Origin of the sequence: Rhodococcus kronopolitis (assembly GCF_042654025.1) — a bacterium.
GTDB lineage: Bacteria > Actinomycetota > Actinomycetes > Mycobacteriales > Mycobacteriaceae > Rhodococcus_G > Rhodococcus_G kronopolitis.
Window position 1 is genome coordinate 94,235 of record NZ_JBHSFO010000008.1, and the last position, 26,493, is coordinate 120,727.

Sequence of the window (26,493 nt, forward strand, 5' to 3'; positions counted from 1 at the left end):
GGTCACCCGACCGGCGCCGGCTGCGCGGCGACCACGCCACCGATCGTGGTCACCAGGTCCACCACCCGCGGGCCCCAGCGGCTCGAGATGTCCTCGTCGAGCACGTGCACCTGCCCGTTCCGGACCGCCGCCATCGACGACCAGCCGGGCCGGGCCGCGACCTTCGCCGCGGTGACGCCGCAGCACTGGCCGTCGGCCAGGAAGATCAGGTCGGGATCGGCGGCCACCACGTACTCGGCCGAGAGCTGCGGGTAGGCGTCGCCCGCCGCGCCCGCGTCGGCGATGCTCTCGAGCCCGAACAGTCCGTAGATCTCCCCGAGGAAGGTCCGCCCGGAGATCGTGAAGAGGGTGTCGTCGAGCTCGTGGAAGTAGGTCAGCGGCTCGGTCCGCGTCGGTGCCGCGGCCACCGCGGCGTCGATCTTGCCGCGCATGTCCGCCACCAACGACGTCGCCTCGGGCAGGTGCCCGGTGGCCGTGCCGATCCGTTCGATCTGTGAGTACGCCTCGTCGAGGTCCGCGGCCGCGGGCAGCTGCAGGGTCGGCACACCGGCCGCCTTCAGCCCGGCCGCCAGTTCGCCGGTGTCGTCCATCGCGATCACCAGGTCCGGCTCGTAGCCGAGAATCGCCTCGACGTTCGGCGAGAAGCCGGACAGGTCGGTGGTCGGCACGCCCGCCGGGTAGTCCGAGAGTGCATCGACGGCCACCACCTGCTCGTCCGCGCCGACCGCCCACAGCGTCTCGGTCGCGGTGGGGCTGAGCGAGACGATCGACTTCGGCCGGGCGGGGATCGTCACCGCGGCACCCTCGCCCGACGCCCCGGACTGCACGCTCACCGGGAAGGCGCCGTCGCCGCCGGACTCCCCTGCGCCCTCGACCGGCGTCGTGCCGCCGCACGCCGCCGACGCGACCGCAACCATCGCGGCGAGCAGGGCCGCGGCCACCACCCGGCCGCGGCGCCGACCGCTCGCCACCGGAACCGAACCCGCCACCGACACACTGACCTCCGAGATGCTTGCTGCTGGCGGTGCGGCTGCTGCCGCCCGCCGGGACGAACCGATCAGTCGAGCGCGCCGGCCAGGTCCGCGAGCAGGTCCTCGGTGTCCTCGAGTCCGACCGACAGTCGCACCACGCCGTCGGTGATCCCGACGGCCGCGCGACCCTCCGGCCCCATCGCGCGGTGCGTGGTGGTGGCCGGGTGGGTGATCAAGGACTTGGCGTCGCCCAGGTTGTTCGAGATGTCGATCACGCGCAGCGCGTCGAGCATCTCGAAGGCCCGCTTCTTGGCCTCGCCCTCGGGTGCGTCGAGCTCGAACGTGACGACGGTGCCGCCGCCGCTCATCTGCCGCGTCGCCAGCTCGTACTGCGGGTGCGACTCGAGGTACGGGTACTTCACCCAGCGGATCGCCTTGTGTCCCTCGAGGAACTTCGCGATCTGCAGCGTGGAGGCCACCGTGTGCCGCAGCCGGACCGGCATGGTCTCGAGCCCCTTGAGCAGGGTCCAGGCGTTGAACGGGCTCAGCGCCGGACCGGTGTGGCGCATCAGGTTCTTGACCGGTCCGTCGATGAACTCCTCGCTGCCGAGGATCGCGCCGCCGAGCACCCGGCCCTGGCCGTCGATGTGCTTGGTGCCGGAGTAGACCACCACGTCCGCGCCGAGGTCGAGGCTGCGCTGCAGCAGCGGCGTGGCGAACACGTTGTCCAGCACCACCTTTGCGCCGGCGGCATGCGCCAGCTCGGCGACCCGGGGCACGTCCACGAGCGACTGCATCGGGTTGGACGGCGTCTCGAAGAACACCGCCGTGGTCGGCACGGACAGGGCCTGCTCCCACTGCTCGAGGTCTTCGCCGTCGACGAACACGGTCTCGACGCCCCAGCGCGGCAGGATCTCGTTGCACACCACGAAGCAGGAGCCGAACAGGCTGCGCGCGGCGACCAGGCGGTCGCCGGCACCGAGCAGCGCGCCGAGCGCGGTGAACACCGCGGACATGCCGCTGGCGGTGGCGAAGCACGCCTCGGCGCCCTCCATCAGGCGCATCCGCTCCTCGAACATCTTCACGGTCGGGTTGCCGTAGCGCGAGTACACGAAGTGGTCGACCTCGCCGGTGAACGCGGCCTCCGCCGCGCCCGCGGACTCGTAGACGAACCCCGAATTGAGGAACAGCGCCTCGGAGGTCTCCTCGAACCCGGTGCGCATCACGCCGCCGCGCACCCCGAGGGTGCCCAGGCCGACGTTCGGGGGCAGCTCCTTGTGGAACGCGCCGCCTTGGGGAATGCCACTCATGCTTGCCTCCAGGGAAGTCCGACCGCGCGCCAGCCGGCCGCACCGCGGTGGCCGTTCGCGTCGAGGTCGCCCTCGAAGCCGTCGAGAACGTTGTAGGACGGGCCGATGCCGGCCGCGGTCGCCGCCGTCGCGGCGCCGATGGAACGCTGGCCCGAGCGGCACAGGAACACGACCTCGCGCGCCTCGCCGCCGGTGATGCCGGCTTCCTTGAGCTCGTCGACGAAGTTGTCGTTGCGGGCGCCGCTGACGCTGACCCACTCGATCAACACCGGGGCCCGGCCCAGGTCCGAGGTGTCCGGAACCCCGACGAACCGCCACTCCGCGTCGGTGCGGCAGTCGACGAGGACCGCCCCGGGATGCTCGCGCAGCAGGTCCCATGCCTGCTCGGGAGTGATGTCGCCTGCGTAGCTCATGGGGACAGTTTTTCACAACCTCCCGGAGCGGCTCACGCGGCGGCAGCCTCCTTGACCGCGTGCCCCACCTGAGCACGCAGCGCGGCGAATCGCGGCGACCCCCGCAACTCGTCCGGGTCGACCCCCGAACGCGGCAGGTCCACCGGCAGATCCAGCGCGATCCGGCCCGGCCGCCTGCCGAGTACGACGATGCGGGATCCGAGGAAGACCGCCTCGTCCGCGCTGTGCGTGACGAACACACTGGTTCGACGAGATGCCGCGCTGACCGCCCGCAGATCCTCCTGGAGCCGCTCCCGGGTCAGCGCGTCCAGCGCGGCGAACGGCTCGTCGAGCAGCAGCAGCGAGGTCTGCGCCGCCAGGGCCCGCGCGATTGCCACCCGCTGCTGCTGGCCGCCGGAGATCTCCCAGGTCCGTCGGCCCGACATGGCGTCGAGGCCGACCCGCGCGAGCAGCTCCTCGCGCCGCTCGGCCCGCTCCGACCGCGGCACCCCCGCGTACTCGAGCGCCAAGTCGACGTTGCCCCCGACGGTCTTCCACGGGAACAGCCGCGGCTGCTGGAACACCACGCCCGCGCTCACGCCCGGTTCCGGGGACCGGCCCGCGACGCTGATCACGCCCGCGGTCGGTCGCTCGAAGCCGGCGATCAGCCGGAGCAGGGTGCTCTTGCCGCAACCGGACGCCCCGACCAGCACCAGGAACTCCCCGGCCGGCACGTCGAGCGAGAGCGGCCCGACCGCGGTGACCGCCCCGTACGAGTGGGTGACGTCGCCGAGCCGGACGTGCGGCTCCGCGTCACCGGACGGCACCGCCTCACTGGACGGCACGGCGTCACTGAACGGCACCGGGCAGTCCCTCCAGGTACAGCGCCCGCTGGAAGACGGCCAGGTCCGGCGCGGCACCGATCTGCTGCTGCTCGGCCAGGAACTGCGCGGCGCTGTGCAGGTTGTTCGCCAGGTTGCCGGGGGCGCCGTCGGTGCCGAGCCATTCCGGCGAGGACAGCGCGGCGGGCGCGAGGAAGACGCCCTGCTTCAGCTGGGCGGCCGCGTCCTGCTCGGTGCCGCCGATCTCCGCCGCCACCGCCTTGGCCGCCGCGGCCGGGTCGTCGGCGATGGTGGTCAGGGCCCGCGACTGGGCCGTCCGCCAGGCGTCGACGACCTCGGGGTGCGCGTCCGCGAAGGCCGCGGACACCACGCCCAGGTCGAGGGTCGGCTTGCCCGCGGCGGCCAGCTCACGGCTCGTGACCAGGGTCTTGCCATCCTTGCGGAGCTCGTCGAGCGTCGGCAGCCAGGTGTAGACGGCGTCGACGTCGCCGCGCTGCCACGCCGCGAGCGAGGCCTGCGGCTGCAGGTCCACCAACTGCACGTCGGAGGCCGACAGGCCGGCCTGGTTCAGCGCGGCCAGCAGGCTGTAGTGGGCGGTGGAGGCGAAGGCGGTGCCGATCTTCCGGCCCCGCAGGTCGGCGACGGACTCGATGCCGGTGCCGTTCCGGGCGACGAGCGCCTCGTTGTCACCGGCCACGTCGAGCACGAACGCGACCTGGTACGGGATGTTCAGCGGTGCCGACAGTCCGCGCGCCACCGGGCTCGACCCGATCGCCCCGAAGTCGACCTCGCCCGCGACGAACGCGGTGTTGACGTCCGCTCCGGAGTCGAACTTCGTCCACTCGACGTGGTAGCCGGGCAACGCGTCCTCCAGCCAGTGGCCGTTCTTGACCACCAGGTCGCCGCTCGGAAAGGACTGGTACGCAACGCGAATGGTGGGCTTGTCGTTGCTCGCCGACGAGTCGACCGAGCAGGCCGTCACGCCCAGCGCGAGGACCGCTCCGGCCACGGCGACGGCCAGCACCCGGCGGGCGCGACGAACGGGGTTACTCATAGATTTCCTCTCCAGGGTGCCGCGCGCCGTTCGGCGGCACGCAGCGCGACGTCGATGACGAGTCCGGACAGGCCGATGGCGACGATGCCCACCAGCACGACCGGGGTGTTGTTGTAGTTCGAGGCGTCCTTGACCAGGCCGCCGATCCCGGGCAGGCCGTTGAACAGTTCCGCGGCGACCACCGACGAGTAGGCGACACCGACCGCGAGCCGCACCCCGGTGAAGGTCTCCGGCAGCGCCGCGGGCACCACCACGTCGCGGATCACCTGGGCCCGGGTGGCGCCGAGGGCCCGCGCGGCCTCGATCAGGCCGACCGGGGCCGCGAGCACCGCGGCGGTCGTGGCGACGGCGGTCGGCGGCAGCGCGGCGAGCGCGAGCAACGCGATCTTCGGCGCCTCGTCGATCCCGAGCCAGATCACCAGCAGGAACAGGTAGGCCAGCGGCGGCAGCGCCCGCAGGAACGTCAGCCAGGGTTCGAGAATGCGGCGCAACCAGCCGACGGTGCCCATCGCCAGGCCGAGCGCGACCCCGACGGCCACGCCGATCGCCACGCCCGCCGCGACCCGGCGCAGCGTCATGTACAGGTGCTCCCACAGCAGGTAGCCCTGGTAGCCGCGGACCCCGTCGTGGGTGGTGGAGGCGTCGACCGCGGCGCGCCAGACGGTCGCCGGGTGCGGCACGAAGATCTCGTTCCACAGCCCGCTGACGGCGGCGAGCTGCCACAACCCCAGGAAGACCAGGACGGGCAGCAGCGGCACCGCGGCCCGGCCGCCGCGGCGGAGCCAGCGCGCCGGGGCACCCGAGGTGGGGGCGGCAGCCGCCGCGCCGGGTCGGGTGGCGGCGGCCGGGGCGCGGCGGGCGAGCGTCTCGGTCATGGGGAGCATTGCTACGCGGTGTCCGCGGCGCGGAGAAGGGTTTCGCTCAGCCGTGACGCCAACGGTTGCGGCCGGCGTCCGACCCCACAACAATGCCTTGGCACAAACGTTGTTTGTGCCCCCTCAAACGCGGGCTGCCTACCGGTGCGCCATCCGACGGGGGACAATCGGAGATTGTCCGCCAGGACTGAACCGAGAAGCCCTGTTAGGCAGGCCTTAGCCTAAGCTGAAGCTCGCCGGTACGGCTGCTCCGTAGCACCGCGCCGCCTGTCCGCCAATCGAGAAGGTAGTTCGTTTCCGATGACTCAGAACCCCGCCCGCCCACTGCGCGTGGCCATCGTCGGCGCCGGCCCCGCCGGCATCTACGCCGCCGACGCGCTGATGAAATCAGACACCGCCGCCGACCGCGGCGTTTCGATCGACCTCTTCGAACGCATGCCGGCACCCTTCGGCCTGATCCGCTACGGCGTCGCGCCCGACCACCCGCGCATCAAGGGCATCGTCACCGCCCTGCACAAGGTGCTCGACAAGGACCAGGTCCGCCTGCTCGGCAACATCGACTACGGCACCGACATCACCCTCGACGACCTGCGCCGCTTCTACGACGCCGTCATCTTCTCGACCGGCGCCAACGCGGACCGCGCGCTGGACATCCCGGGCATCGACCTCGAGGGCAGCCACGGCGCCGCCGACTTCGTGTCCTGGTACGACGGCCACCCCGACGTCCCCCGCGAGTGGCCCCTCGACGCCGAGAAGGTCGCCGTCCTCGGCGTCGGCAACGTCGCCCTCGACGTGGCCCGGGTGCTGGCCAAGACCGGTGACGAGCTGCTGCCGACCGAGATCCCGGCCAACGTCTACGAGGGCCTGAAGAACAACAAGGCCGTCGAGGTGCACGTCTTCGGGCGCCGCGGCCCGGCCCAGGCCAAGTTCACCCCGCTGGAGCTGCGCGAGCTCGACCACTCGCCGACCATCGAGGTCATCGTCGACCCCGAGGACATCGACTACGACGAGGGCTCCGAGGCCGCCCGTCGCGGTTCCAAGCAGGTCGACATGGTCGCGAACACGCTCCAGGACTGGGCGATCCGCGACGTGGGCAACCGCCCGCACAAGCTGTTCCTGCACTTCTTCGAGTCGCCCACCGAGGTCCTCGGCGAGGACGGCAAGGTCGTCGGACTGCGCACCGAGCGCACCGCACTCGACGGCACCGGCAACGTCAAGGGCACCGGCAAGTTCAACGACTGGGACGTGACGGCCGTCTACCGCGCCGTCGGCTACCTCTCGCAGAACATCGCCAAGCTGCCGTTCGACGAGCAGGCCGGCGTCATCCCCAACGAGGCCGGACGCGTCACCGCCGAGGACGGCTCGCAGCTGCCCGGCACCTACGTCACGGGGTGGATCAAGCGCGGCCCCGTCGGCCTCATCGGCCACACCAAGGGCGACGCCAACGAGACCGTCGCGAACCTCCTCGCGGACGCGCCCGGTTTCGCAGGCGCCACCGAGCCCGACGAGGACGCCGTGGTGAAGTTCCTCGACGAGAAGCAGGTCCCGTACACCACGTGGGACGGCTGGTACCGCCTCGACGCGCACGAGCGTTCCCTCGGCGAGCCCGAGGGCCGCGAGCGCATCAAGGTCGTCGAGCGCGAGGACATGCTGCGCGCCTCGAAGCAGTAGCCGAAGCCCGTTCGAACCACCGCGGCGCCCGACCCACCGGTCGGGCGCCGCGGTGCGTCACGCCCGAGGTGGCACACTTCGGAGCGTGTTTGACGCGCATGTGCACATCCTCGACCCCCGGTTCCCGCTGGTCGAGAACAACGGCTACCTCCCCGAGCACTACACGATCGCCGACTACCGGGCCCGGGTCGACGGTTTCGGGGTGGACGGCGGCGCGGTGGTGACGGCGTCGTACCAGGGCACCGACCAGGCCTACCTGTTCGCCGCGCTGCAGGAGCTGGGCCCCGGCTGGGTCGGCGTGTGCCAACTGGACGCGGACGCCACCGACGAGGACATCCTGGCGCTCGACCGCGCCGGTGTCCGTGCGTTGCGGTTCAACCTGCGGCGCAGCGCGACCGACATGCAGCGGCTGACCACCCAGGCCCTGCGCGCCTGGGACCTGGTCGGCTGGCACGCCGAGTTCTACGTCGACGCCTCGCTGCTGCTCTCGCTCGAGCCGGTGTTCAAGAAGCTGCCCGCGGTGAGCATCGACCACCTCGGCATGTCCACCCGCGGCCTGCCCTACCTGCTGAACCTGGTGGAACGCGGCGCGAAGGTCAAGGCCACCGGCTTCGGCCGCGCCACCATCGACGACGTCGGCGACGCCCTGCGTCGGGTGCACGCCGTCAACCCGGAGGCGCTGATGTTCGGCACCGACCTGCCCGGGACCCGGGCCCGTCGGGCCTTCGAGGCCGCCGACCTGGACCTGATCGCCGATGCCGTCGGCGACGACCTCGACGCCGTCCTCGGCGGCAACGCCCGCGCCTTCTACCGCATCACCCCGCCCCGCCCCACCGAATGAACGGAAGCGTTCATTCGATGTAATCGAATGAACGTGCCGTTCACTCGGGCGCTTTCGCGTTCACTCGGGCGCGCTCGGGTCCGCTCGGCCGAGCTCGCGTCCACGCCGCGGCCGCGGCCGCGGAGCCGGTCAGGCGAACAGGACCGCGCCGAACCAGATGCCGGCCGCGATCAGCGCGCCGAGCAACTCCACCAGGATCGACAGGCCGACGGCCTTGGTCGCGTGCACCGTCGCCCGCCAGGCGTCGGCGTGGGTACGCCGCCGGGCCGCCTCGGCCAGGTAGGTGCCCAGCAGGAAGCCGATCAGCAGCCCGATCACCGGCACCACGAAGAACCCGACGATGCCCAGCAGCCCGCCGACCATCAGCGACCGGTTGGGTACCCCGGCGTCCCGCATCCGGCGGCCCGGCCAGGTGTACTTGACGACGCCCGAGACCACGAGCAGGACCGTCGCGACGGCGAACACCGCCCACGCCGTGCCGGTGCCCGTCAGGACCGCCCACACCGCGATCGCACCGAAGATCAACAGCGCCCCCGGCAGGATCGGCAGGACAATCCCGACCAGTCCCACCACGATCGCCAACCCGACCAGGACCTGCGCACCCGTGCTCACCGGCGCCACTCTGCCAGACCGCCGTCGGGCGACAGTCCGGAAGGATCGGCCCCGCAATCCGGGGCCGATCCTTCCGAACCCGCCGACCCGACCGTGACCCGGAGCACATCGGACGGGATGAGCGAGTTAACGTCTGTTCGAGAAGTTCCACCGCAGATCGAGGAGAACCGTGTCCGCTGAAAACGTGTCAGCCAAGGGCCCGCTCGCGGGTGTCCGAGTCGTCGAACTTGCCGGGATCGGCCCCGGCCCGCATGCCGCACTGCTGCTCGCCGACCTCGGTGCCGACGTGATCCGGGTGCAGCGCGCCGGCATGATCCCCGGCCCGGACCAGCGGCACGACCAGACCCAGCGCGGCCGCCGCATCGTCGAGGCGGACCTCAAGGATCCCGCCGACATCGAGAAGGTACTCACGCTGATCGAGCGCGCCGACGTGCTCATCGAGGGCTTCCGCCCCGGCGTCACCGAGCGGATGGGACTCGGCCCCGACGCGGCGCTCGCCCGCAACCCCCGGCTGGTCTACGGCCGGATGACCGGTTGGGGCCAGGACGGCCCGCTCGCACAGGTCGCCGGCCACGACATCAACTACATCTCGCTGACCGGCGTGCTGCACGCGATCGGCCGTCAGGGCGAGCGCCCCGTCCCGCCGCTGAACCTGGTCGGCGACTTCGGTGGCGGATCGATGTTCCTGATCTTCGGCATCCTCGCCGCGCTGATCGAGCGGCAGACCTCCGGCCAGGGCCAGGTCGTCGACGCCGCGATGGTCGACGGCACCGTCGCCCTCTCGCACATGATGTGGAGCTTCCGCGGCCAGGGCTTCTGGTCGGACGAGCGCGGGGTGAACATGCTCGACACCGGCGCGCCGTACTACGACACCTACGAGACCGCGGACGGCAAGTACATGGCCGTCGGCGCCATCGAGCGCCAGTTCTACGCGGTGCTGCTCGAGGGTCTCGAGCTCGATCCCGCGGACCTGCCCGGACAGAACGACGCGAAGGCGTGGCCCGTGCTGCGCAAGCTCTTCACCGAGCGCTTCCTGTCCAAGACCCGCGACGAGTGGGCCGCGATCTTCGACGGCACCGACGCCTGCGTCACCCCGGTGCTCACGTTCGCCGAGGCCCCGGACAACCCGCACATCGCTGCTCGCGGGTCGCTGGTGGAGCTGGACAAGGTCGTCCAGCACCGGCCCGCGCCGCGGTTCTCCCGCTCCGAGCCGGACCTGCCGACGCCGCCTGCCGTCGAGGCGACCGACATCGACACGGTCTGGAGCTGAGCCGCAGCACCGCCGCTCACGCCTGACGCTCGGCTGGGACATCCCAGCCGAGCGTTCTGCTGTCCGGGGAAGGCCTCACACCACCATGGCCGGGCGCACCCGTTCCACGCCGCCGTCCAGCGCCCGGTACGCGGCGGCGACGCCCCGCACCCCGGCCCGCAGGGACTCCTCGTCGAGTGCGTAGGGCAGTCGCACGTAGCGTTCGAAGGCGCCCTCGACGCCGAATCGGGGTCCCGCGGCGAGCAGCACGCCGTGGTACGGCGCGGTCGCGGCCAGCGCCGTCGACATCGGGGCGGGCAGCTGGAACCACAGCGCCATCCCACCGCTGCCGACCTGGCACCGCCACTGCGGCAGCTCCTCCGCCACCGCCTCGAGCAGGGCGCCCCGCCGCCTGCGCAGCTGCTCGCGACGCTGCGGCAGCACCAGCTCGGCCCCCTCGATCAGCGGCACCGTGGCCAACTGCTCGAGCACCGCGGTGCCGAGATCCTGCGCGGACCGGGTCGCGACCAGGGCCCCGATCATCGACGCCTCGGCCCGGATCCAGCCGATCCGCAGCCCCGGCCAGAACGACTTGGACGCCGAGCCGACGGTGATCACCTGCGCACGTCCGGGACCCCGCGCAAACGAGGCCACCGGCGCAGGCGCATCCAGGTCGAGGCCCAGGTCCGTCATCGTCTCGTCGATGATCAGCGTCATCGACGTCTCGCGCGCGATCTCGACCAGCGCCGCCCGGCCCGGCTCGTCGAGGCAGAAACCGGTCGGGTTGTGGAAGTCCGGTACCAGGTAGGCCAGCCTGGCCGCGGTTTGCCTTGCGCTGCTACGGATTCCGTCGAGATCCCAGCCCTGCTCAGCCAGCCGGAGCGGCACCGGCACCGGCCGGGCTCCCGCGCGTCTGATCGCCTCGATGGCATTGGTGTAGGTCGGGTGGTCGATCAGCACCCGCTCGCCGGGCGCCGTGAGCAGGCCGAGGAGCAGAACCAGCGCCTGCTGCGCGCCGGAGGTGATCATGATCTGATCGGGCTCGGTGGGCAGCCCGCGCCGGCAGTAGCGGTCGGCGATCGCCCTGCGGAGCACCTCGACGCCGGCCGGTTCCATCCCGTGACCGGCCAGGTGCGCCGGCAGTTCCTCGAGGGCCGATGCGAACGCGGCCTGCACCTGTGGGACGGCCGCGGACATGGCCGCACAGGTCAGGTCCACCGGTGGCGCCGAGCCCTCCTCGCCGGCGGGCACCGCGTGCAGCGACGTCGCGGCCCGCGCTCCACCGGACCGGCCCGCCCCGCCGACGACGGCCGGCAGCGCGACGGTGCTGCGCGAGCCCTGCCGGCTCTGCAGATACCCCTCCTCACGCAGGACGGTGTAGGCCGAGGTGATGGTGGTCCGGCTCAGCTCGAGGACCGCCGCCAGGTCCCGCTCGCTGGGCAGCGCGACGCCGATCGGAATCCGGCCGTCGAGGACCAGGAGCCGGACACTGTCCGCGAGCGCCCGGTACGCGGGCACGCCCAGCCGGCGACGGCCGCCCCGGTCGTCGCCGGCCCCGTCCGCGTCCCCCGGTCCGCCGCCGGGCCCGTCGTCGCCCTGCCACTTGCCGAGGTCGCGGGCCAGGGTGGTTGCGCCGAGCACTCTCACTGCCATAGAGGCCAGTATCGAGCGAATGGCCCTTGATTTCAATGCCAGTGCCCGGCGATCCACGGAAACCCCCTCGTGGCGATCTCGCGACAACCACCCGGACAATCGAAGGGTCCAGATCCGCCTAACTGGATATTTTCAATAAGTCCAGTTGGCCGGAGGATGGGCACATGATCCCCGCGCTGACCATCCTCGCCCTCACCCTCGGCGCCGCCCTGCTCTACGTCGCCGCACGCCGCTCGAACGGCAGCCGGATCTTCCGGCTCGAACAGTTCCGTCCAGCTGCACCGCTGGTCGGAACGCTTCCGGAGGAACGTGACGCCACCCGAGCCCGCCACGACCTCGATGCCGTCCGGACTCGGCAGGACATCGAGTTCCTGAACAAGTCCGCCCCGCACCACTAGCGCCGACCACGACATCGAGGAGTCCAGTTTGTCTCAACTGGACTGCAAAGATCTCTCGACGTCGTACCCCTGACGCATACTGGGGTCGTGCCCGACGTCCGATACACCCTCTTCGACACCGCGATCGGCCGGTGCGCACTGGCCTGGGGCGATCGCGGCGTCATCGGGGTCCAGTTGCCGGAGGGCAGCGACGACGCCACCCGTGACCGGATCCGGGCCGCGTGCCCGGCCGCGGTCGAGTCGGCGCCGGACGCCGCCGGAGGGCGGGCCGTCGAGGCCGTCACCGAGTTGCTGGAATGCGGCCGGGCCCCCGACGCAGCGGTGCCGCTCGACCTGAGCGAGGTACCCGAGTTCGATGCCCGGGTGTACGCCGTCACCAGGACGATCACGGCCGGATCCACCCTCACCTACGGGCAGGTGGCCGACCTGCTCGGTAGTCCCGGTGCCGCGCAGGCAGTCGGACAGGCGTTGGGGCGCAACCCGATTCCGCTGCTGGTGCCGTGCCACCGGGTGCTTGCCGCCGGCGGCAGGGTCGGCGGGTTCTCCGCCCACGGCGGCGCCGTCACCAAGCGCGTGCTGCTGGCCATCGAGCGCGCGCCTGGCTTCGACGAGCCGACGCTCTTCTAGGGCGTGTCACCCCATCCCGGTTTCGGAACTGGGAGACACGCCCCAGCTTGCCGCGGCTGCGCGGCTAGGGCGCGCCCTCAGGCCGGGGTGCCGTACATCAGCAGACCGTCCTTGGTGCACTCCGGGAAGTTGTTCTCCCGCGGACGGCAGTCCCAACCACGAACCGACGCCGGCGTACCGGGTGCACCGGGCGTGGCGATGAAGCCTTCCATCACGTTGAAGGCCTCGCCGCAGCCGACGCGTCCGGCGGGAGTGCTCACCGCGACCAGGTTGAACGAGGTAGCGCCGATCGAGAACTGACCGCAGGTGGCGTCCTCGGGCTGCGGTGCGCCGCCGTTGCCTGCCCCGGGAAAGTACGGTCCGACGCCCGGCTTGTCCGGCACGATCAGCACCTGGCCCGGGTAGATGACGGTGTCGACGGCGGTGAAGCCGTTGAGCCGCAGGATCTCACCGAGGTCGCCGCCGAACCGCAGGGCCACGTCGGACAGGCCGTCGCCCGGCTGCACGGTGTACGTCGTGGTGCCCGGCGTCGGGGCCGGGTTGACGGGATCAGGTCCGGGCCTGCCGGACACGTCGAGCACCTGGCCGGGCTGGATCACCGAGTCGACGGTCAGTCCGTTGGCCTGGAGCAGCGCGCCGAGCGGGATGCCGTGCCGCGCGGCAATGCCGGACAGCGTGTCCCCCGGCGCGACCGTGTAGCTCCCGGCATTGGACGGCGGCGTGGTCGGCGGCGCACTCGTCTCGGGTGCGCTGGTGACGGGCGTCGTGGTCTCGGGCGTCGTGGTCTCGGGTGCGGAGGTCGTGGACGTCACCGATGCCGCGACCGACGAGGTCACCGGGGCCGTCACCGACTCGGAGTCATCGGAACTCGACGAGCAACCGGCCAAGGCCAGCATTACCGACAGGGCACCGACACCGGCCGTAAGTTTGCGCATTCCGCGACCGTAGTACCCGTGTGGCCGGGCACCGACCGCGAAACGCCGGACGCCGAAGTGCTCTCGCACACGCCCCGCGGGCGTAACAGGTAGTGGACTACCCGCGACCGCGGACGGGTCCGGAACCAGGATTGAGGAACTGCGGAACCGCACCTGTCCCAGAAATGCCGGGGAGCCTGTTGATGATCTCTTCTGTCCTGTTCCAGGGCGACGTCGTGCTGACCGCCATCGCCGGCGGACGCGACCGCATGTCGAGTGCGCGTAACGCGTCGGGGGACGCGGTCGGCAAGCTGCAGACGGCGCTGCGCAACTGGGATCCGCACTGCCTGCCCGCGCCGAATGCGGCACCGACCTACTGCGCGCACACCGCCGCGGCCGTCCGCCGGTTCAAGGTCACGATGCTCGGCGAGCCGGAGGCCAGCGCGACGGACGTGACGGGACCGGAGATCGTCCTGCACCTGGACCGCCTGCAGGCGACGGCGGAGGGCCGAACGACGGGCCCACTGCCACGGATCCGCCGCAACGTGTGGCGGCTGAGCCACGACGCGGCCTGGGACCCGACGCTGCTGGCCTACGCCCGGGCGGTGCGGACCATGCAGTCGCGACCGCCGCACGACCCCACCAGTTGGGCCTTCCAGGCCGGGCTACGGTCCCGCTACGCCGACGCCACCGCCGCGGACCGCGGCCGCGGCAACTGGCTCTTCCTGCCCTGGCACCGGATGCACCTGCACTACTTCGAGGCGATCGTCCGGGACGCGGTCGCCGCCGACGGCGGGCCGGCCGACTTCGCCCTGCCGTACTGGAACTACGGCAACCCGGCACCGCAGAACACGCTGCCGCACCCGTTCCGCGACCCGAGGCTGCTGCTGCCCGGCGGCGCCCCGAACCCCCTGGCGCTGCCGGCACCGCTGCGCAGCGCCGAGGTCATGGCGGGCGCGCCGCTGAGCCTGGGCATCACCTCCACCTCCACCGCCATGTGGCGGCCGTCGTTCTCCGATCCGACCGGCACCGGGTTCTCGGGGCAGCTCGAGAACGCCCCGCACGGCTGCGTGCAGGTCGCGGTCGGCGGCGACCGCGCGGGCTCGCTGATGTCCAGCTCGGCCCGGTGCGCGCTGGACCCGGTCTACTGGCTGCACCACGCGAACCTGGACCGGCTGTGGGTGCAGTGGCTCGAGCGGCACGCCAACCCGACGGACGAGTTCTGGCTGGGCACCGAGTTCGAGTTCTACGACGCGGCGGGCGCACCGGTCCGGTGCCGGGTCGCGGACGTCCTCGACCACGTGGACCAGCTCGACTACCGGTACGACGACCAGCCGCAGCCGTCGGCTCCGTCACCGCGGCCGGTGCCCGTCACGCCGACGCCGGTGCTCGCCGCCGCGACCGGTCCGGTCGAGGTGACCGCGCGGGTCACCACGCGTCTCGTCGTCGCCGAGTCGGACCGAGCGGCGGTGGCTCACGCCCCCGAGGCGGCGGCGGCGGCGGGCTTCGGCGCGGTGCTGCTCACCGTCGACGAGCTTGCCGCCGAGTGCCCGCCCGGCGTCGTCTACCGGGTGTACCTCAACGTCCCGGACCCGACGGCCGACGCCCTCCCCGACCATCACCTGGCCGGCACCTTCGCCGCGTTCGGGCTCGACGCCCAGCCGGCCCCGGGGATGTCCGCCGGCGGCGTCGGGGTCACCTTCGACGTCACCGCGCTGGTCCAGGCGCTCGCGGCGGCGGGGGCGTGGGACCCGCAGCCTCTCGCCGTCACCGTCCAGGCGGTGTTGCCGACTACCGGGACGCAGGCGCGGATCGCGGAGTGCGGGCGGCCGACCGCGACCGCGCAGCCGCTGCAGATCGGACGGCTCGCCCTGTTCGTCTGCTGACGCCGCCTGCCCGCACCGACGACCGGAATCGGTCTCGGAAACGACTCTGCCCCGCATCTCGCGATGCGGGGCAGGCTCGTGCACCGGGTGCTCGGTCCGGAAATGTCAGCGCAGGATGTCCCGGCGGACGATGGTCTCGTCGCGGCCCGGCCCGACGCCGATGCACGACATGTACGCGCCGGAGAGCTCCTCGAGCCGCAGCACGTACGCCTGCGCGTTGGCCGGCAGCTCCTCGAAGGTGCGGGCGCCCGAGATGTCCTCGGACCAGCCGGGCATCTCCTCGTAGATCGGCTTGGCGTGGTGCACGCCGGTCTGCGTCATCGGCATCTCCTCGACCCGCTCGCCGTCCACGTCGTAGGCGACGCAGATCGGGATGGTCTCGAGGCTGGAGAGCACGTCCAGCTTGGTGAGGAAGTAGTCGGTGATGCCGTTGACGCGCGTGGCGTAGCGGGCGATCACGGCGTCGAACCAGCCGGTGCGACGGCCGCGGCCGGTGGTCACGCCCACCTCGCCGCCCTTGTCCGCCAGGTACTCGCCGAACTCGTCGAACAGCTCGGTGGGGAACGGGCCGGAGCCGACGCGGGTGGTGTACGCCTTGAGGATGCCCAGCACCGTGGTGATCTTGGTGGGACCGATGCCCGAACCCACCGCGGCGCCGCCGGAGGTGGGGTTCGACGAGGTGACGTACGGGTAGGTGCCGTGGTCGACGTCGAGCAGCGTGCCCTGCGAGCCCTCCAGCAGAACCGTCTCGCCGACCTCGAGGGCCTGGTTCAGCCGCAGCCGGGTGTCGGCGATGCGGTGCTTGAAGCCCTCCGCCTGCTCGAGCACCTCGTCGACGACCTGACGGGCGTCGAGGGCCTTGCGGTTGTAGATCTTGACCAGCACCTGGTTCTTGAACTCCAGGGCCGCCTCGACCTTCTGGGTGAGGATCTTCTCGTCCAGGACGTCGGCGACTCGAACCCCGACACGGGCGAGCTTGTCCTGGTAGCACGGGCCGATGCCACGGCCGGTGGTGCCGATCTTCTTGGCGCCGAGGAAGCGCTCGGTGACCTTGTCGATGGCCACGTGGTACGGCATGATCAGGTGCGCATCGGCGCTGATCAGCAGGCCTGTGGTGTCCACCCCGCGGGCCTCGAGCCCGGCCAGTTCGGTCAGCAGCACACCCGGGTCGACGACGACTCCGTTGCCGATGACGTTCGTGACTCCGGGCGTGAGGATGCCCGACGGGATCAGGTGCAGCGCGAACTTCTCACCGTTCGGCAGCACCACGGTGTGACCGGCGTTGTTGCCGCCCTGGTAGCGAACCACCCATTGCAGGCGGCCGCCCAGCAGGTCGGTGGCTTTGCCCTTGCCCTCGTCGCCCCACTGGGCTCCGATCAGGACGATTGCCGGCATGACGTCTCCTACGGTTGACGGGCTTCTGCACATCTCAGCGCAGAGGCCAGCCGTCCGTGGACAGTGGCCGAAAGGAAAGTTTAGTCCAGAGTCTTCTGGACGCTCAGTCCAGTACGTTGACGCGACCGCTGGCGCCGCCCCAGCCGGTGGCTGCCCGCACCTGACGGGCCCAGCGAACACCGCGTCCGGGACGCCCGTTGGTGTGCGCCCAGGGCGCCGGGCTCACCTGGACCTCGAGTCCCGACGCCCCGACGGCAGACCGGATCACGCAGGTCGGCGGGGCCCACACCGCGCCGTCTGCCTGGACGTAGATCGAGCGGTCGGCGTCACCGCCGATCAGGAAGTTCAGGCAACCACTCATCCGGAACTGACCAGAGTCGTGGGGGCCGACGCGATCTGGAGGGTCGGTCCGGGCCGGGCCGGGCGGCGACTGGGTGACGGAATCGAGGAGCAGTTCCTCGTTGGTCGAGTTGACCATCGTGAGCGTCACCGTTGTCATCGCAACTCACCTCGGACTCATCCGTGCCACGAATGTCTCCCGCCTGCCCTCCAGCATGCCACCGTAAGGACCGCGCCGACACCAGTAGTCGGCTACTCGCCTTCCATCCGGACCGCGGCCGCCAGTGCGGTCCGATCCGGCACGTCGAGTTTGGTGCAGGAGCGGTAGATGTGGCCCTCCACGGTGCGCACCGAGACCACCAACCGGTCCGCGATCTCCTTGTTGGACAGCCCCCGCGCCACCATCGACGCGACCTCGAGTTCCCGACCGGTCAGCGGGAGCGGATTCGACACCGCGGTCAGCGCCGGAGTGGACGCGCCCGCGCAGCGCTGGGCCAGTCGCTTGGCCGCGGCCGCGGCCGCCAGTTCGGCCCGCCGGTTGCCTGCCGCGCCGTGCACCGTCGCGGCCTGCGCGGCCGCGTCCGCCGCCACCAGCAGCGCGCCCACCGACTCGAGCTTCCCGGCGAGCACGTCGAGCCGGTCCCCGTCGCGGTCGGCCAGCGCCCGGGCGTGCACGGCGGCAGCGCCGAACAGCGTGCCGGCAACCTGCGCCGCGAGCTGCTCGAGCCGGTCGGCGACGCCGCCGTCGCCGAACCGGACCGCCAGGTACAGGCACAGCATCTCCTGAGCACGCAGGTCCGACTTGGCCGCCGCCCGCGCCCCGGCCAGGGCGTGTGCCACCGCACGGGAGCGGTCGGCCTCCGCGGCCGCCACCCACGCCCGCGTCATCTCGAGGTCGGAACGGAACAGCTCGGTGTTGACGCCGAAGAGCCGTTCGGCTCGGACCAGCGCCTCCCGCGCCGCCTCGGCCCGACCGGCGACCGCCAGCGTCTGGCACAGGAACGCCGCCGACAGGAAGGCCCACGAGTACCCGGTCCCCTCCAGCACCGCCGCGGCCTGCCGGAACTCCGACTCCGCCGCCGCCAGATCGCCCCGCAGGTAGTGCACCCGCCCGAGCAGCACGCCGCCCAGCGAGCGGCCCGGCTGCTGCAGTTCCGCAAAGTCGACGTACTCGCGGGCCGTCGTCTCGGCGGCCTCCAGGTCACCGCGCATGCTGTGCGTGTACACCTGTCCGAGCCCGATCGTGAAGCGCAGGTTCCCGGTCTCCGACTCCGCGGACGCCGCCAGGCCCTGCTCCGCGAACGGCCGGACCTCGTCGAACCGACCCATGTACGCGGCGGCGAGCGCGCCGCTGGCCCCCGTCCAGGCCTTCGCCAGCGGCAGCGCCTCCGGCGCGCCACCGGTCTCGTAGATCCTGGGCAGCGCCCAGGCGGTCTGCGCGCGGTACACCGCGAACATGGCCTCCAACGCATCCACCAGATTGAGCGCGGCGGGTTGGGTCAGTCGCGCGCGCGTCGACTTCATCACCGCCGCCGCGTCGTCGGGCCGGCTGAGCATCCAGAACAGGTTCGCCGCCCGGGGCATGCACCACAGCAGCAACTCGAACTCGTCGAGGTGCGTGGTGTCGATCGGGCCGAGTACCGCCTCGGCCTCGGCGCCCCGGCCCTGCCAGGCGAGGGTGTTCGCCAACGGCAGCGCGGCCGCGAACCCGGCACCCATCGCCATCGCGCCGCGCGCCAGCCGCTCCCCCAGCACCAGCTCACCGAGCACGAGGGCGTCGCGCGCGGCGGAGATCAGCAGCTCGGGCTCCGGGGGTGAGTCGCTGTCGAGTGCCAACGCCGCCAACCTGATTCGGTCACTCACGTTGGCAGGCGGCTGCGCGGCGATCTGCCGGGCCAGCTCACCACGCAGCCGACGGGCGGCCAGGACGCCGGTGCCGGCGCGCACCACCTCGCCGTACAGCGGGTGCGCGATCTTGACCGTCAGCCCGGTGTCGTCGCGCAGGCGCACCCGGATCAGCCCCGCGTTCTCGGCCGCCTCCACCGACTCCGGATCGCTCAGGGTGGTGAGCACCTCCAGCGACAGCGGTTCCTGGAAGGCCAACAGTTCCAACACATGTCGCAGCGCAGGATCGAGCAGTTCGATACGGGACTCGATCAGCGCGCTGAGGTGCTGGTTGACGACGGTCTCCCCGCGCAACTGCCACACCCCGGCAACCTGACGCAGCCGCTCGGCCTCGACCGCGCCGCCCACCAGGTGACGCAGGAACAGCGGGTTGCCCTCGGACATCGTGTAGATCCGCGCGATGCTCGACTCCTCGACCGGGCCGTCGAGCGCCGACTCCACCAGTTTCCGGGTCTCGTCGAGGGTGAACGGCGCCAACTCCACGTGGGTCAGCAGTCCGTCCTTCCACAGCGCGGTGACCGCGTCCGGCACGGGCTCACCGGTGCGGACGGTAACCACGAGTGGGGCAACACGGTTGACCGCCAACTGGTGCACGAAGGTGGCCGACAGCTTGTCGAGCAGGTGCGCGTCGTCGACTCCGATCACGATGTCGGGGCCGAGCTCGGCCAGGCGCACCCGGGCAGCGCGGAGCACCGACGCCGGATCCCTCGGGGTGTCGATCTCCACCACGTGCGCGAACGCGCCGAGCGGGACGCTACGCGCGGATTCGGTTCCGGCCGTCCACCTGCTCTGTGGGGCGAACGCCCCGACCGCGCGGCGGGCCAGCGTGGTCTTGCCCACCCCGGCCGCACCGGTCAGCACGGCGCCCCACGGACCACGACGGCCCCGCAGCGCCGACAACACCGTGCGCAGCTGGGCATCCCGGTTCATCGTGGACCATGCGACGACCATTGATCGAGCCTAGAACCTGGTGCGGCGTAACGCGACCCGATCCGGCGCCGCAGACGCCCCGCGCGGCAGGGCGCCGACGTGCCGCGGCCGCGCCGCGGCTCACTCTGCGACCAGTGCGAACCCGGCCCGGCACCCTTCGTCGTCGGCCGCCGGGACCAGACCCGCGACCACCACACCGACCCCGGCCCGAACCTCCCCCTCGGCCCGGTACCCGCTGTCGGTGGGATGCGGGTGCAGGGTCTTGGTTCCGCCCGTCAGCGAGTCCATGTTGAACCAGATGACCCGGACCGGCCCGTGCGTGTCCGCGGGCAGGTCGGCGGAGAACTGCACCCGGTCCGGGTGGATCTCGAGCCGTCCGATGTCGGCGTGCACGCTCGTCGCCCCGAGCACCGGCTGAACCTGGAAGGGGTGCTCGTGCAGCAGGGTCGGGGTGGACATCTGGCCGATCCCGAGCGCGAGCAACACCCGGGCCGCGGCCAGTTCGTCGGAGGACTCGACGACACCGTCCCGGCGAAGGTCGGAGACCACCGCGGCGAGGCCGGATCTGCAGAACCTGGTGACGCGGGCGTGGGTACGGGATCTCGGCCGGGCAGGATCGGCGATCTGCGTCTCGGTGATCTGCATCATGCACTCCGATGTCGGTAGCGACTGGATGAGGTGGCGACTACACACCTCTACGCTAGAAGCGTTGCCGCCGGTACACACGCGTAATGCACTACCTACTCCGTTGTCAGGTACCGACCGGCGCCGTCCGACGGATGCCATTTTCGTATCGTCGGAACACACCACCGAGACATCCACACCCAGCGGGAGCCGACCTGTGACCACCCTCGTGCTTGCCTGCGGCGACGCGGCCGTCCCCTCCGCCCTGGCGGCGCTGACCACGGTGACCGCGCCCGCCGTCCCCGGAAAGCCCGACTTCGACGCCCTGCTGCCCCGGCTGGACGACGCAGGCGACACCGCGTCGCGGCTGGTGGTGGTGGGCGGCGACGGAGCGCTGGCCGCGGCGCTGACCCGGCTGATGCGCAGCGATCGCCTGCACGTCGAACTCGCCTTCGTCAGCGCGACCCGCTCGCCCGCCACCCGGCTGTACCGGCTGCCGGTCGGCGACCGCGCGGCCGCACTCGCCTGCACCGGCAGCGCGAGGCCGCTGCCACTGATCCGCGACGATGCCGGCAGTGCCCTGGTCGGCGAGGCCACCGTGACCGGGCCCGAGGGCGCGGAACTCGTCGGCGAGGCGTACGTCGACTCCGTCCGCCTGTTCTCCGGATCCACCCCGATGCTCCGGATCACCCCCACCCTCGAGCTGCCGGGGCTGCGTGCCGCCGTCCCCCGCCGCTGGGCACTGAGCCCGACCCGGTGGTTGCCGGGCCGGGCGATCCAACTCGGCGCGATGGGCGCGGTGGTCACCCGGGACTCGGTGACCACCCCGCGGGCGCTGAAGCGGTCGAGCTTCTACCGCGACACCCGTGAGTGGTTGCTGGTTCGGCGGTGACCGACAGGCACCGGGCAATACTGGACCCATGACCTTCCCCGACGCCTCGATCAGACGGGCCTCGATCCGCCCGAGCCCGGTGTTCCTCGGCGTCCTTGCGCTCGCCGCGGCCGGCGGGGTGGTGGCCTGGCAGGCCGAACCGCGGTCGACGACGGCGCATGTCGGGGTGTTCCTGCTCGTGGTTGCCGGCTGGGTGGTCACCGTGTGCCTGCACGAGTTCGGGCACGCGTACACCGCGTGGCGGTACGGCGACCACGAGGTGGCCGCCCGCGGCTACCTGACCCTCAACCCCCTCAAGTACAGCCACCCGCTGCTCTCCATCGGGCTTCCGGTCCTGTTCATCGCGCTCGGTGGCATCGGGCTGCCCGGCGGTGCGGTGTACCTACGCACCGACCTGATGTCGGCGAGCGCGGCGCGGCGGATCTCGCTGGCCGGCCCGGCGGTGAACGCAGTCGCGGCGGCGGTGCTGCTCCTGGTGATCCGGATCTTCGGGGACGCCGGCAGCCAGCCGGTGTTCTGGTACGGGCTCAGTTTCCTGGCATTCCTCCAGGTGATGGCGACGGTGCTGAACCTGCTTCCGGTACCCGGCCTCGACGGCTATGCGGCCCTCGAGCCCTCGCTGTCCCCGCGGGTCCGCCGCTCGCTCGACCAGTTCAAGGGACTGGGCCTGATGTTCCTGGTGGCGCTGCTGTTCGTGCCCGCGATCAACGTCGCGTTCTTCGACACGATCTACTGGCTCTTCGGCCTGTCCGGGATACCCGAGTCGTGGCCGCAGTACGGCAACTACCTGATGCGCTTCTGGCTGTAGGCGACGGCGGTGGTCAGACCACGTGCAGCCGCACCCTGGGCTCGATACGCAGGTCACCGATCTCGGTCGACGGATCGGCCTCGAGCATCCGCGCGAACAGTCGGGTGAACTGCCGGTGGTGCCTGACCAGCTCCGCCCCGTCGTAGCGGTTCGGGTTGGCAGTGAACGCCACTCGGACGCTGCCGTCCGGTCGTTCGGCCAGCTCCACCCGAAGGTCCTCGACGGCCGAGGTGGACATCTCACGAAGCTCGACCTGCTGGCCGTGCAGTCGAAGCACCCTGGTCGCCAGGGCGACCCGGAGAACGGGGCCGACCGGCCGGCTGGCGCGGTCCGGCGCGAACCGGAACCGCTGATGCTGCACGGCCCCGACCAGTGCCTGGTGGGTGTCGACGATGAGTTCGGCGACCGTGGCACCCGCTGCCACGTGCAGCCGCAGCGGGACGGCATTCTCGAGGGCGCCCCCCGAGTACCGCAGGCCCGCGCTCATCCTGGCCGGCAGCGGAAGGTCGAGCACCACGTCCGAGCGGCCGGTCACGCGTGCGAGGTAGGCCGCCAGCGCCGACGCGGCGAGCGCCGCGGCCCCCGTCCCGTACCGTCGCTCGGCGTCGACCAGCAGGCCTGCCATTCCGGGCCGCTCGGCGTGGACGTACCGGTCGTCGCCGGTCCGTACCGGGTCCGAGGCCGGGCCGGATTCGGCAGCCTGCGCGGCGTCGGCGAGGCTGGTGCCTGCCGGGGCTCCGGCCAGCCGCTCGGACCAGTAGGCGGCGTCCGCGGTCCGGCGGGCGGACGCCTCGTAGTCGCGTTCGAGGTCCGCGATCGCCGCCGGACCGAGGGCACGGTCCGGGCGGGCCTGCGTGCCGGTCACCGCGGCGTCGTACAGTTCGGCGGCCCGGGCGAGCAGCGTCACCGCGCCGAAGCCGTCCAGGATCGTCGGGTGGAACCGGCTGAACCACAGGTACCGGGTGTCGTCGACGCGGAGCACCGCGATCCGGGCGAGCTGCGGGTCCGGCGTGTCCAGTTCGGCGCGCATCCAAGCCTCGGCCGCCGCCCGCGGGGCCGGCTCGCCGCGCAGGTCGAGATAGTCGGGGTCCGCGTCGAGCGTCGGATCGAGCACCTGGTGCGGCGTCCCGTCGACTGTCACCAGCCTGAGCAGTCCGGACCCGAGTTCGGCGGCGGCGAGTCGACTGGCCTCGCGCAGCCGGGCCACGTCGAGTTCGCCGGCGCCCAATGCATCGCCGTTCGTCTCGTCGCGGCTCAGTTCCACACAGTGCGCCACCCACATCGGCAGGTCCGGCCGACCTGCCTGTTCCCGCCAGAGCTGCGCCTGGACCGAGGAGAGCGGGACGGCCTCCGCCGTGAGCACCTCACGGCGGACTTCGCCGACGACGGTCGCCTGTCCTTCGACCACGTGGGCAACGTCCGCCCGAGCGGCCCTTCGGCCGCGGCGGAAGATGCTCACTGTGTTCACTCCCGACACGCTATCGGCTGGCGACGACACTCACATGCGTACCGACTACCTGTCTTTTACGGTGCACAAAGTTGTTTCCTTACAGTGCACGGACTTTCCCCAGGACAGGAGCGGTGTCGGTGGCCCCGTGCACACTGTCGTCCACCAGCTCGAAATGTCCGTCACCACGAGAGGAGAAGGCGCTTTTCGTCTCCCGTGTCCGCACGGAAGCGGCGGCGCCGCACCCGCCGATGACCAACTGGAAGCTCTTCGCAGAGCAGGCTCCCGACCTGTCGGCCGCGATCGAGGCCCGGCTCCGAGCCAACAAACACCACGTCCTGGCCACCCTGCGGGCCGACGGCTCACCGCGGGTCAGCGGTACCGAGGTGGAGCTGTTCGGCCCGCTGTTGGTGCTTGGCTCGATGCCGGGCGCCCGAAAGGTGCTCGACCTGCGGCGCGATCCGCGGTACGCCCTGCACAGCAACCCCGGCGACCACACCATGGCGGGCGGTGACGCCAAGATCTCCGGCCGCGCCCGCGAGCTCCTCGACGCCGAGAAGCGGGCGATCCGCGACGCCTACCCGAACGACCCCGGGGACGATGCGGAGATCTTCGCGCTCGACATCGAGGAGGCGGTCCTGACCACGGTCGACGACGACAAGCTGCATGTCGACCTCTGGCGGCCGGGTTCGCCGGTCACCCGCTTCACCAGGTGAGGTCCTGCTGGCAGCGCGAACCCTCGACCCCGGACTCCACCTGCACGGTGGCGTGACCGAGACCGTGCCCGTCGAGGACGACCTTGGCCGACAGGAGAATCCGGCCGGCGTCCGACTCGCTGGTCAGGTGCACCGTCGCCACGTCCATCCCGGTGGTCAGCGTCCACACGTGCAAGTCGTGCACGTCCTGGACCCCGGGCAGGGCCAGCAGGTCGGCGCGGACGGCACCGATGTCGATGTTCGCAGGTGAGGCCTGCGTGAGGATGCGCAGCGCGGCGCCGGCGAGCTTGATCGCGCGGGGCACCACCCACAGCGAGATCAGCACGCCCACGACGATGTCGGCGTACTCCCAGTTGAAGGCCAGCACCGCCGCGCCGGCGAGGAGCACCCCGACGCTGCCGACCGCGTCCGCCAGCACCTCGAGGTACGCGCCCCGCACCGCGAGGCTGTCCTTCGCGTCCGCGCGCAGCATCAGCATCACGACGAGGTTCGCGGCCAGACCCGCGGCCGCGGTGAGCATCAGCGGCAGTCCGGGCACGTCGGGGGCGTCACCGATCCGGCCGATCGCCTCGTACATCACCCAGACCGCGACACCGAGCAGCAGTACCGCGTTGGCCATCGCCGTCAGCACCTCGGCGCGATGCCAGCCGAAGGTCCGTGCGGCAGCCTTCGAGCCCTTGCTCGCCAGCAGCAGCGCCACCAGACCCATCGACATCCCCACCACGTCGGTGAGCATGTGGCCTGCGTCCGCGAGCAGTGCCAGCGAGTCGATCATGACTCCGACGGTGACCTCGAGCAGCAGGAACGCCAGCAGGATCACCAGGGCGAACACCATCCTGCGGATCCGCGAACGCCCCGGCCCGACCGCGGTCGGGCTGGGTCCGTGACTGTGGCCGTGCCCCACTCCCATGATTTCCTCCTTCGCGCGGACCGGCTGTGCCGCCGTCCCGCGACCATAATATGCATACATTCGCATATATCGAAAGATATGGGTCGGCGCGGTCAGATCACAGGTCCGGCCGGTACGCGGGGTTCGCCACCGTCGGCGGCAGGGTGGCGCTCGCCGAGATCCGGGTCAGCCCCGCTACCTGCAGCAGATCGACCAGCAGGGACCGGATCTGCGCGAACACCACGGTCGCGGAGATGCCGGCGTCATGGACCAGCTCCGGCTTGGCCGCCGCCGCCACCGAGCGGAGCACTCGGGCCGCCTCCGCCCGGTCCGGCTGCTGCCCCGGATCGGCCAGCACCGTCCTGCGCAGCACGTCCACCGCGTGCGAGAGTCGCTCGATCACGTCGACCAACCGCGGATCGAGGATCTCGTCGTCTCGAACCAGCGTGAGCGACCGCCGGGCCAGCACCCTGATGTTGCGCATCGCGTTGTCGATCGGGTCCGCGGTGGCACTGAGCCGTTCGAGGCGGGGCCGGGACCGCCAGTACAGCGGCGAGACACGGCTGATCTCCTCGCCGCCGCTGATCTGGGCGCGCAGCGCGTCGATCTCCTGCTGCGTGCTGCGGGCCTTGTTCAGGGCCGTCACGATCGGTTCCGGGTCGTTGGCGACCAGGCCGTCCGCGACCAGGCGCAGCACCTCGGCCGCCGTGCCGAGAATCTCGGCGGCACTCACCCGGGCACGCAACACCGGATGGGTCGGCACGAAGGCCACCACCAGGATCCCCACGAGCCCGCCGATCAGTGCGTCGATCATCCGGTCGGGACCGCCGCCGCGGTCCGGCGGAATGAGGGTCGCCACCAAGACCGCCGAGGTACCGGCCTGCATCGAGATGATCGGGCCGCCGTCCACGAAGATCGCGGTGGACATGGCCAGCGCCACCACCAGCACGATCTGCCAGGCGCCGACCCCGATCTGGGAGATCAGCAGGTCGCCCACGCCGATGCCGACGGCGACACCGGCCACCAGTTCCAGGGACCGGCGCAGGCGCGCCCCGATCGCCACACCGAGTGAGACCACGGCTGCGATCGGGGCAAAGAACGGGTCGGAATGGTGGAACAGGTCGTTGGCAAGCCACCAGGCCAGGCCCGCCGCCAGCGCGCACTGCAGCACCGGGAACGCGGAGGCGCGGAGCCGTGCCCGTGATGCCCGCAGGCGCCTGCGACCCCGATCGGTTAACCGACGCCGGCGGGCC

25 protein-coding genes are annotated in these 26,493 nt (G+C 71.6%); 9 read left to right on the plus strand and 16 right to left on the minus strand.

Going from position 1 to position 26,493, the window contains the following annotated elements:
* Nucleotides 1-2: 2 nt before the first annotated feature.
* The 6 genes from ACFO6S_RS14325 to ACFO6S_RS14350 all read right to left on the minus strand — a co-directional run bounded on the left by ACFO6S_RS14325 (nucleotide 3) and on the right by ACFO6S_RS14350 (nucleotide 5,444).
* Entirely contained in the window at nucleotides 3-917 is a 915-nt protein-coding gene (locus tag ACFO6S_RS14325; protein WP_378418153.1) for an ABC transporter substrate-binding protein, read from the minus strand.
* Nucleotides 918-1,057: 140 nt separating this feature from the next.
* Nucleotides 1,058-2,281, minus strand: a complete 1,224-nt coding sequence (locus ACFO6S_RS14330; RefSeq protein WP_378418024.1) for an O-succinylhomoserine sulfhydrylase — start codon at nucleotides 2,279-2,281, stop codon at nucleotides 1,058-1,060.
* The gene (locus tag ACFO6S_RS14335; protein ID WP_378418026.1) at nucleotides 2,278-2,694 is read right to left on the minus strand and encodes a rhodanese-like domain-containing protein; all 417 of its coding nucleotides are present in this window, start codon (nucleotides 2,692-2,694) and stop codon (nucleotides 2,278-2,280) included. Before ACFO6S_RS14335 ends, ACFO6S_RS14330 begins: the two co-directional genes overlap by 4 nt.
* A 32-nt stretch (nucleotides 2,695-2,726) precedes the next feature.
* Entirely contained in the window at nucleotides 2,727-3,500 is a 774-nt protein-coding gene (locus tag ACFO6S_RS14340) for an ABC transporter ATP-binding protein (protein ID WP_378418155.1), read from the minus strand.
* Nucleotides 3,501-3,522: 22 nt separating this feature from the next.
* Nucleotides 3,523-4,569 carry a taurine ABC transporter substrate-binding protein gene (locus ACFO6S_RS14345; protein ID WP_378418028.1) on the minus strand — a complete coding sequence of 349 codons (1,047 nt, stop codon included), beginning with the start codon at nucleotides 4,567-4,569 and terminating at the stop codon, nucleotides 3,523-3,525.
* Nucleotides 4,566-5,444, minus strand: a complete 879-nt coding sequence (locus tag ACFO6S_RS14350) for an ABC transporter permease (protein ID WP_378418030.1) — start codon at nucleotides 5,442-5,444, stop codon at nucleotides 4,566-4,568. Before ACFO6S_RS14350 ends, ACFO6S_RS14345 begins: the two co-directional genes overlap by 4 nt.
* Before the next feature lie 300 nt (nucleotides 5,445-5,744).
* On the opposite strand from ACFO6S_RS14350, the gene ACFO6S_RS14355 reads away from it, so the two are divergent.
* Complete coding sequence (locus ACFO6S_RS14355) at nucleotides 5,745-7,115, plus strand: FAD-dependent oxidoreductase (RefSeq protein ID WP_378418031.1); 1,371 nt, start codon at nucleotides 5,745-5,747, stop codon at nucleotides 7,113-7,115.
* Nucleotides 7,116-7,200: 85 nt separating this feature from the next.
* The gene (locus ACFO6S_RS14360) at nucleotides 7,201-7,956 is read left to right on the plus strand and encodes an amidohydrolase family protein (RefSeq protein WP_378418033.1); all 756 of its coding nucleotides are present in this window, start codon (nucleotides 7,201-7,203) and stop codon (nucleotides 7,954-7,956) included.
* A gap of 129 nt (nucleotides 7,957-8,085) precedes the next feature.
* Here ACFO6S_RS14360 and ACFO6S_RS14365 read toward each other — a convergent pair whose 3' ends face one another.
* A complete protein-coding gene (locus ACFO6S_RS14365; protein WP_378418034.1) occupies nucleotides 8,086-8,568 on the minus strand; it encodes a DUF456 domain-containing protein in 483 nt (160 codons plus the stop codon).
* 169 nt (nucleotides 8,569-8,737) lie between these two features.
* Between ACFO6S_RS14365 and ACFO6S_RS14370 the strand changes: the two genes are divergently transcribed.
* Complete coding sequence (locus ACFO6S_RS14370) at nucleotides 8,738-9,838, plus strand: CaiB/BaiF CoA transferase family protein (protein ID WP_378418036.1); 1,101 nt, start codon at nucleotides 8,738-8,740, stop codon at nucleotides 9,836-9,838.
* Nucleotides 9,839-9,913: 75 nt separating this feature from the next.
* Here ACFO6S_RS14370 and yczR read toward each other — a convergent pair whose 3' ends face one another.
* Nucleotides 9,914-11,470 carry a MocR-like transcription factor YczR gene (yczR, locus tag ACFO6S_RS14375; RefSeq protein ID WP_378418037.1) on the minus strand — a complete coding sequence of 519 codons (1,557 nt, stop codon included), beginning with the start codon at nucleotides 11,468-11,470 and terminating at the stop codon, nucleotides 9,914-9,916.
* 164 nt (nucleotides 11,471-11,634) lie between these two features.
* Here yczR and ACFO6S_RS14380 point away from each other — a divergent pair, with 164 nt between their 5' ends.
* Both ACFO6S_RS14380 and ACFO6S_RS14385 read left to right on the plus strand, forming a co-directional pair.
* Nucleotides 11,635-11,868 carry a hypothetical protein gene (locus tag ACFO6S_RS14380; RefSeq protein WP_378418039.1) on the plus strand — a complete coding sequence of 78 codons (234 nt, stop codon included), beginning with the start codon at nucleotides 11,635-11,637 and terminating at the stop codon, nucleotides 11,866-11,868.
* A gap of 87 nt (nucleotides 11,869-11,955) precedes the next feature.
* Complete coding sequence (locus ACFO6S_RS14385; RefSeq protein WP_378418041.1) at nucleotides 11,956-12,495, plus strand: methylated-DNA--[protein]-cysteine S-methyltransferase; 540 nt, start codon at nucleotides 11,956-11,958, stop codon at nucleotides 12,493-12,495.
* Nucleotides 12,496-12,572: 77 nt separating this feature from the next.
* Here ACFO6S_RS14385 and ACFO6S_RS14390 read toward each other — a convergent pair whose 3' ends face one another.
* On the minus strand, nucleotides 12,573-13,430 hold the full coding sequence (locus ACFO6S_RS14390; protein WP_378418043.1) for a LysM peptidoglycan-binding domain-containing protein: 858 nt from the start codon (nucleotides 13,428-13,430) through the stop codon (nucleotides 12,573-12,575).
* Nucleotides 13,431-13,612: 182 nt separating this feature from the next.
* Here ACFO6S_RS14390 and ACFO6S_RS14395 point away from each other — a divergent pair, with 182 nt between their 5' ends.
* Nucleotides 13,613-15,295 carry a tyrosinase family protein gene (locus tag ACFO6S_RS14395; RefSeq protein ID WP_378418045.1) on the plus strand — a complete coding sequence of 561 codons (1,683 nt, stop codon included), beginning with the start codon at nucleotides 13,613-13,615 and terminating at the stop codon, nucleotides 15,293-15,295.
* A 105-nt stretch (nucleotides 15,296-15,400) separates the two neighbouring features.
* Here the strand turns inward: ACFO6S_RS14395 and ACFO6S_RS14400 are convergent, their stop codons facing one another.
* The 4 genes from ACFO6S_RS14400 to ACFO6S_RS14415 all read right to left on the minus strand — a co-directional run bounded on the left by ACFO6S_RS14400 (nucleotide 15,401) and on the right by ACFO6S_RS14415 (nucleotide 20,509).
* Nucleotides 15,401-16,690, minus strand: coding sequence for an adenylosuccinate synthase (locus ACFO6S_RS14400; protein ID WP_378418047.1), 1,290 nt, complete (start codon nucleotides 16,688-16,690; stop codon nucleotides 15,401-15,403).
* Between the two features lie 103 nt (nucleotides 16,691-16,793).
* On the minus strand, nucleotides 16,794-17,189 hold the full coding sequence (locus tag ACFO6S_RS14405; protein ID WP_378418049.1) for a hypothetical protein: 396 nt from the start codon (nucleotides 17,187-17,189) through the stop codon (nucleotides 16,794-16,796).
* Nucleotides 17,190-17,281: 92 nt separating this feature from the next.
* Nucleotides 17,282-19,885, minus strand: a complete 2,604-nt coding sequence (locus ACFO6S_RS14410) for a helix-turn-helix transcriptional regulator (protein ID WP_378418051.1) — start codon at nucleotides 19,883-19,885, stop codon at nucleotides 17,282-17,284.
* Nucleotides 19,886-19,984: 99 nt separating this feature from the next.
* Nucleotides 19,985-20,509 (minus strand): hypothetical protein, encoded by a 525-nt coding sequence (locus tag ACFO6S_RS14415; RefSeq protein WP_378418052.1) that lies wholly within the window; start codon nucleotides 20,507-20,509, stop codon nucleotides 19,985-19,987.
* 196 nt (nucleotides 20,510-20,705) lie between these two features.
* On the opposite strand from ACFO6S_RS14415, the gene ACFO6S_RS14420 reads away from it, so the two are divergent.
* On the plus strand, nucleotides 20,706-21,380 hold the full coding sequence (locus ACFO6S_RS14420) for a hypothetical protein (RefSeq protein WP_378418054.1): 675 nt from the start codon (nucleotides 20,706-20,708) through the stop codon (nucleotides 21,378-21,380).
* 28 nt (nucleotides 21,381-21,408) lie between these two features.
* Nucleotides 21,409-22,188, plus strand: a complete 780-nt coding sequence (locus ACFO6S_RS14425; protein WP_378418056.1) for a site-2 protease family protein — start codon at nucleotides 21,409-21,411, stop codon at nucleotides 22,186-22,188.
* Nucleotides 22,189-22,201: 13 nt separating this feature from the next.
* Here ACFO6S_RS14425 and ACFO6S_RS14430 read toward each other — a convergent pair whose 3' ends face one another.
* A complete protein-coding gene (locus tag ACFO6S_RS14430; protein ID WP_378418058.1) occupies nucleotides 22,202-23,596 on the minus strand; it encodes a condensation domain-containing protein in 1,395 nt (464 codons plus the stop codon).
* Between the two features lie 290 nt (nucleotides 23,597-23,886).
* On the opposite strand from ACFO6S_RS14430, the gene ACFO6S_RS14435 reads away from it, so the two are divergent.
* Complete coding sequence (locus tag ACFO6S_RS14435) at nucleotides 23,887-24,351, plus strand: pyridoxamine 5'-phosphate oxidase family protein (protein ID WP_378418060.1); 465 nt, start codon at nucleotides 23,887-23,889, stop codon at nucleotides 24,349-24,351.
* Here the strand turns inward: ACFO6S_RS14435 and ACFO6S_RS14440 are convergent.
* Together ACFO6S_RS14440 and ACFO6S_RS14445 are read right to left on the minus strand one after the other, a co-directional pair.
* Nucleotides 24,341-25,261, minus strand: a complete 921-nt coding sequence (locus tag ACFO6S_RS14440) for a cation diffusion facilitator family transporter (RefSeq protein ID WP_378418062.1) — start codon at nucleotides 25,259-25,261, stop codon at nucleotides 24,341-24,343. The two genes, ACFO6S_RS14435 and ACFO6S_RS14440, sit on opposite strands and share 11 nt — an antisense overlap.
* A gap of 97 nt (nucleotides 25,262-25,358) precedes the next feature.
* Nucleotides 25,359-26,453, minus strand: coding sequence for an FUSC family protein (locus ACFO6S_RS14445; RefSeq protein ID WP_378418157.1), 1,095 nt, complete (start codon nucleotides 26,451-26,453; stop codon nucleotides 25,359-25,361).
* Nucleotides 26,454-26,493 lie beyond the last annotated feature (40 nt).

Coding starts and splice junctions, on each gene's coding strand:
- ACFO6S_RS14330 (WP_378418024.1), bottom strand. CDS start 2,281: ATGAGTGGCATTCCCCAAGGCGGCGCGTTCCACAAGGAGCTGCCCCCG.
- ACFO6S_RS14345 (WP_378418028.1), bottom strand. CDS start 4,569: ATGAGTAACCCCGTTCGTCGCGCCCGCCGGGTGCTGGCCGTCGCCGTG.
- ACFO6S_RS14335 (WP_378418026.1), bottom strand. CDS start 2,694: ATGAGCTACGCAGGCGACATCACTCCCGAGCAGGCATGGGACCTGCTG.
- ACFO6S_RS14355 (WP_378418031.1), top strand. CDS start 5,745: ATGACTCAGAACCCCGCCCGCCCACTGCGCGTGGCCATCGTCGGCGCC.
- ACFO6S_RS14325 (WP_378418153.1), bottom strand. CDS start 917: ATGGTTGCGGTCGCGTCGGCGGCGTGCGGCGGCACGACGCCGGTCGAG.
- ACFO6S_RS14425 (WP_378418056.1), top strand. CDS start 21,409: ATGACCTTCCCCGACGCCTCGATCAGACGGGCCTCGATCCGCCCGAGC.
- ACFO6S_RS14415 (WP_378418052.1), bottom strand. CDS start 20,509: ATGCAGATCACCGAGACGCAGATCGCCGATCCTGCCCGGCCGAGATCC.
- ACFO6S_RS14435 (WP_378418060.1), top strand. CDS start 23,887: ATGACCAACTGGAAGCTCTTCGCAGAGCAGGCTCCCGACCTGTCGGCC.
- ACFO6S_RS14395 (WP_378418045.1), top strand. CDS start 13,613: ATGATCTCTTCTGTCCTGTTCCAGGGCGACGTCGTGCTGACCGCCATC.
- ACFO6S_RS14440 (WP_378418062.1), bottom strand. CDS start 25,261: ATGGGAGTGGGGCACGGCCACAGTCACGGACCCAGCCCGACCGCGGTC.
- ACFO6S_RS14410 (WP_378418051.1), bottom strand. CDS start 19,885: ATGGTCGTCGCATGGTCCACGATGAACCGGGATGCCCAGCTGCGCACG.
- ACFO6S_RS14400 (WP_378418047.1), bottom strand. CDS start 16,690: ATGCCGGCAATCGTCCTGATCGGAGCCCAGTGGGGCGACGAGGGCAAG.
- ACFO6S_RS14405 (WP_378418049.1), bottom strand. CDS start 17,189: ATGACAACGGTGACGCTCACGATGGTCAACTCGACCAACGAGGAACTG.
- ACFO6S_RS14390 (WP_378418043.1), bottom strand. CDS start 13,430: ATGCGCAAACTTACGGCCGGTGTCGGTGCCCTGTCGGTAATGCTGGCC.
- ACFO6S_RS14350 (WP_378418030.1), bottom strand. CDS start 5,444: ATGACCGAGACGCTCGCCCGCCGCGCCCCGGCCGCCGCCACCCGACCC.
- yczR (WP_378418037.1), bottom strand. CDS start 11,470: ATGGCAGTGAGAGTGCTCGGCGCAACCACCCTGGCCCGCGACCTCGGC.
- ACFO6S_RS14380 (WP_378418039.1), top strand. CDS start 11,635: ATGATCCCCGCGCTGACCATCCTCGCCCTCACCCTCGGCGCCGCCCTG.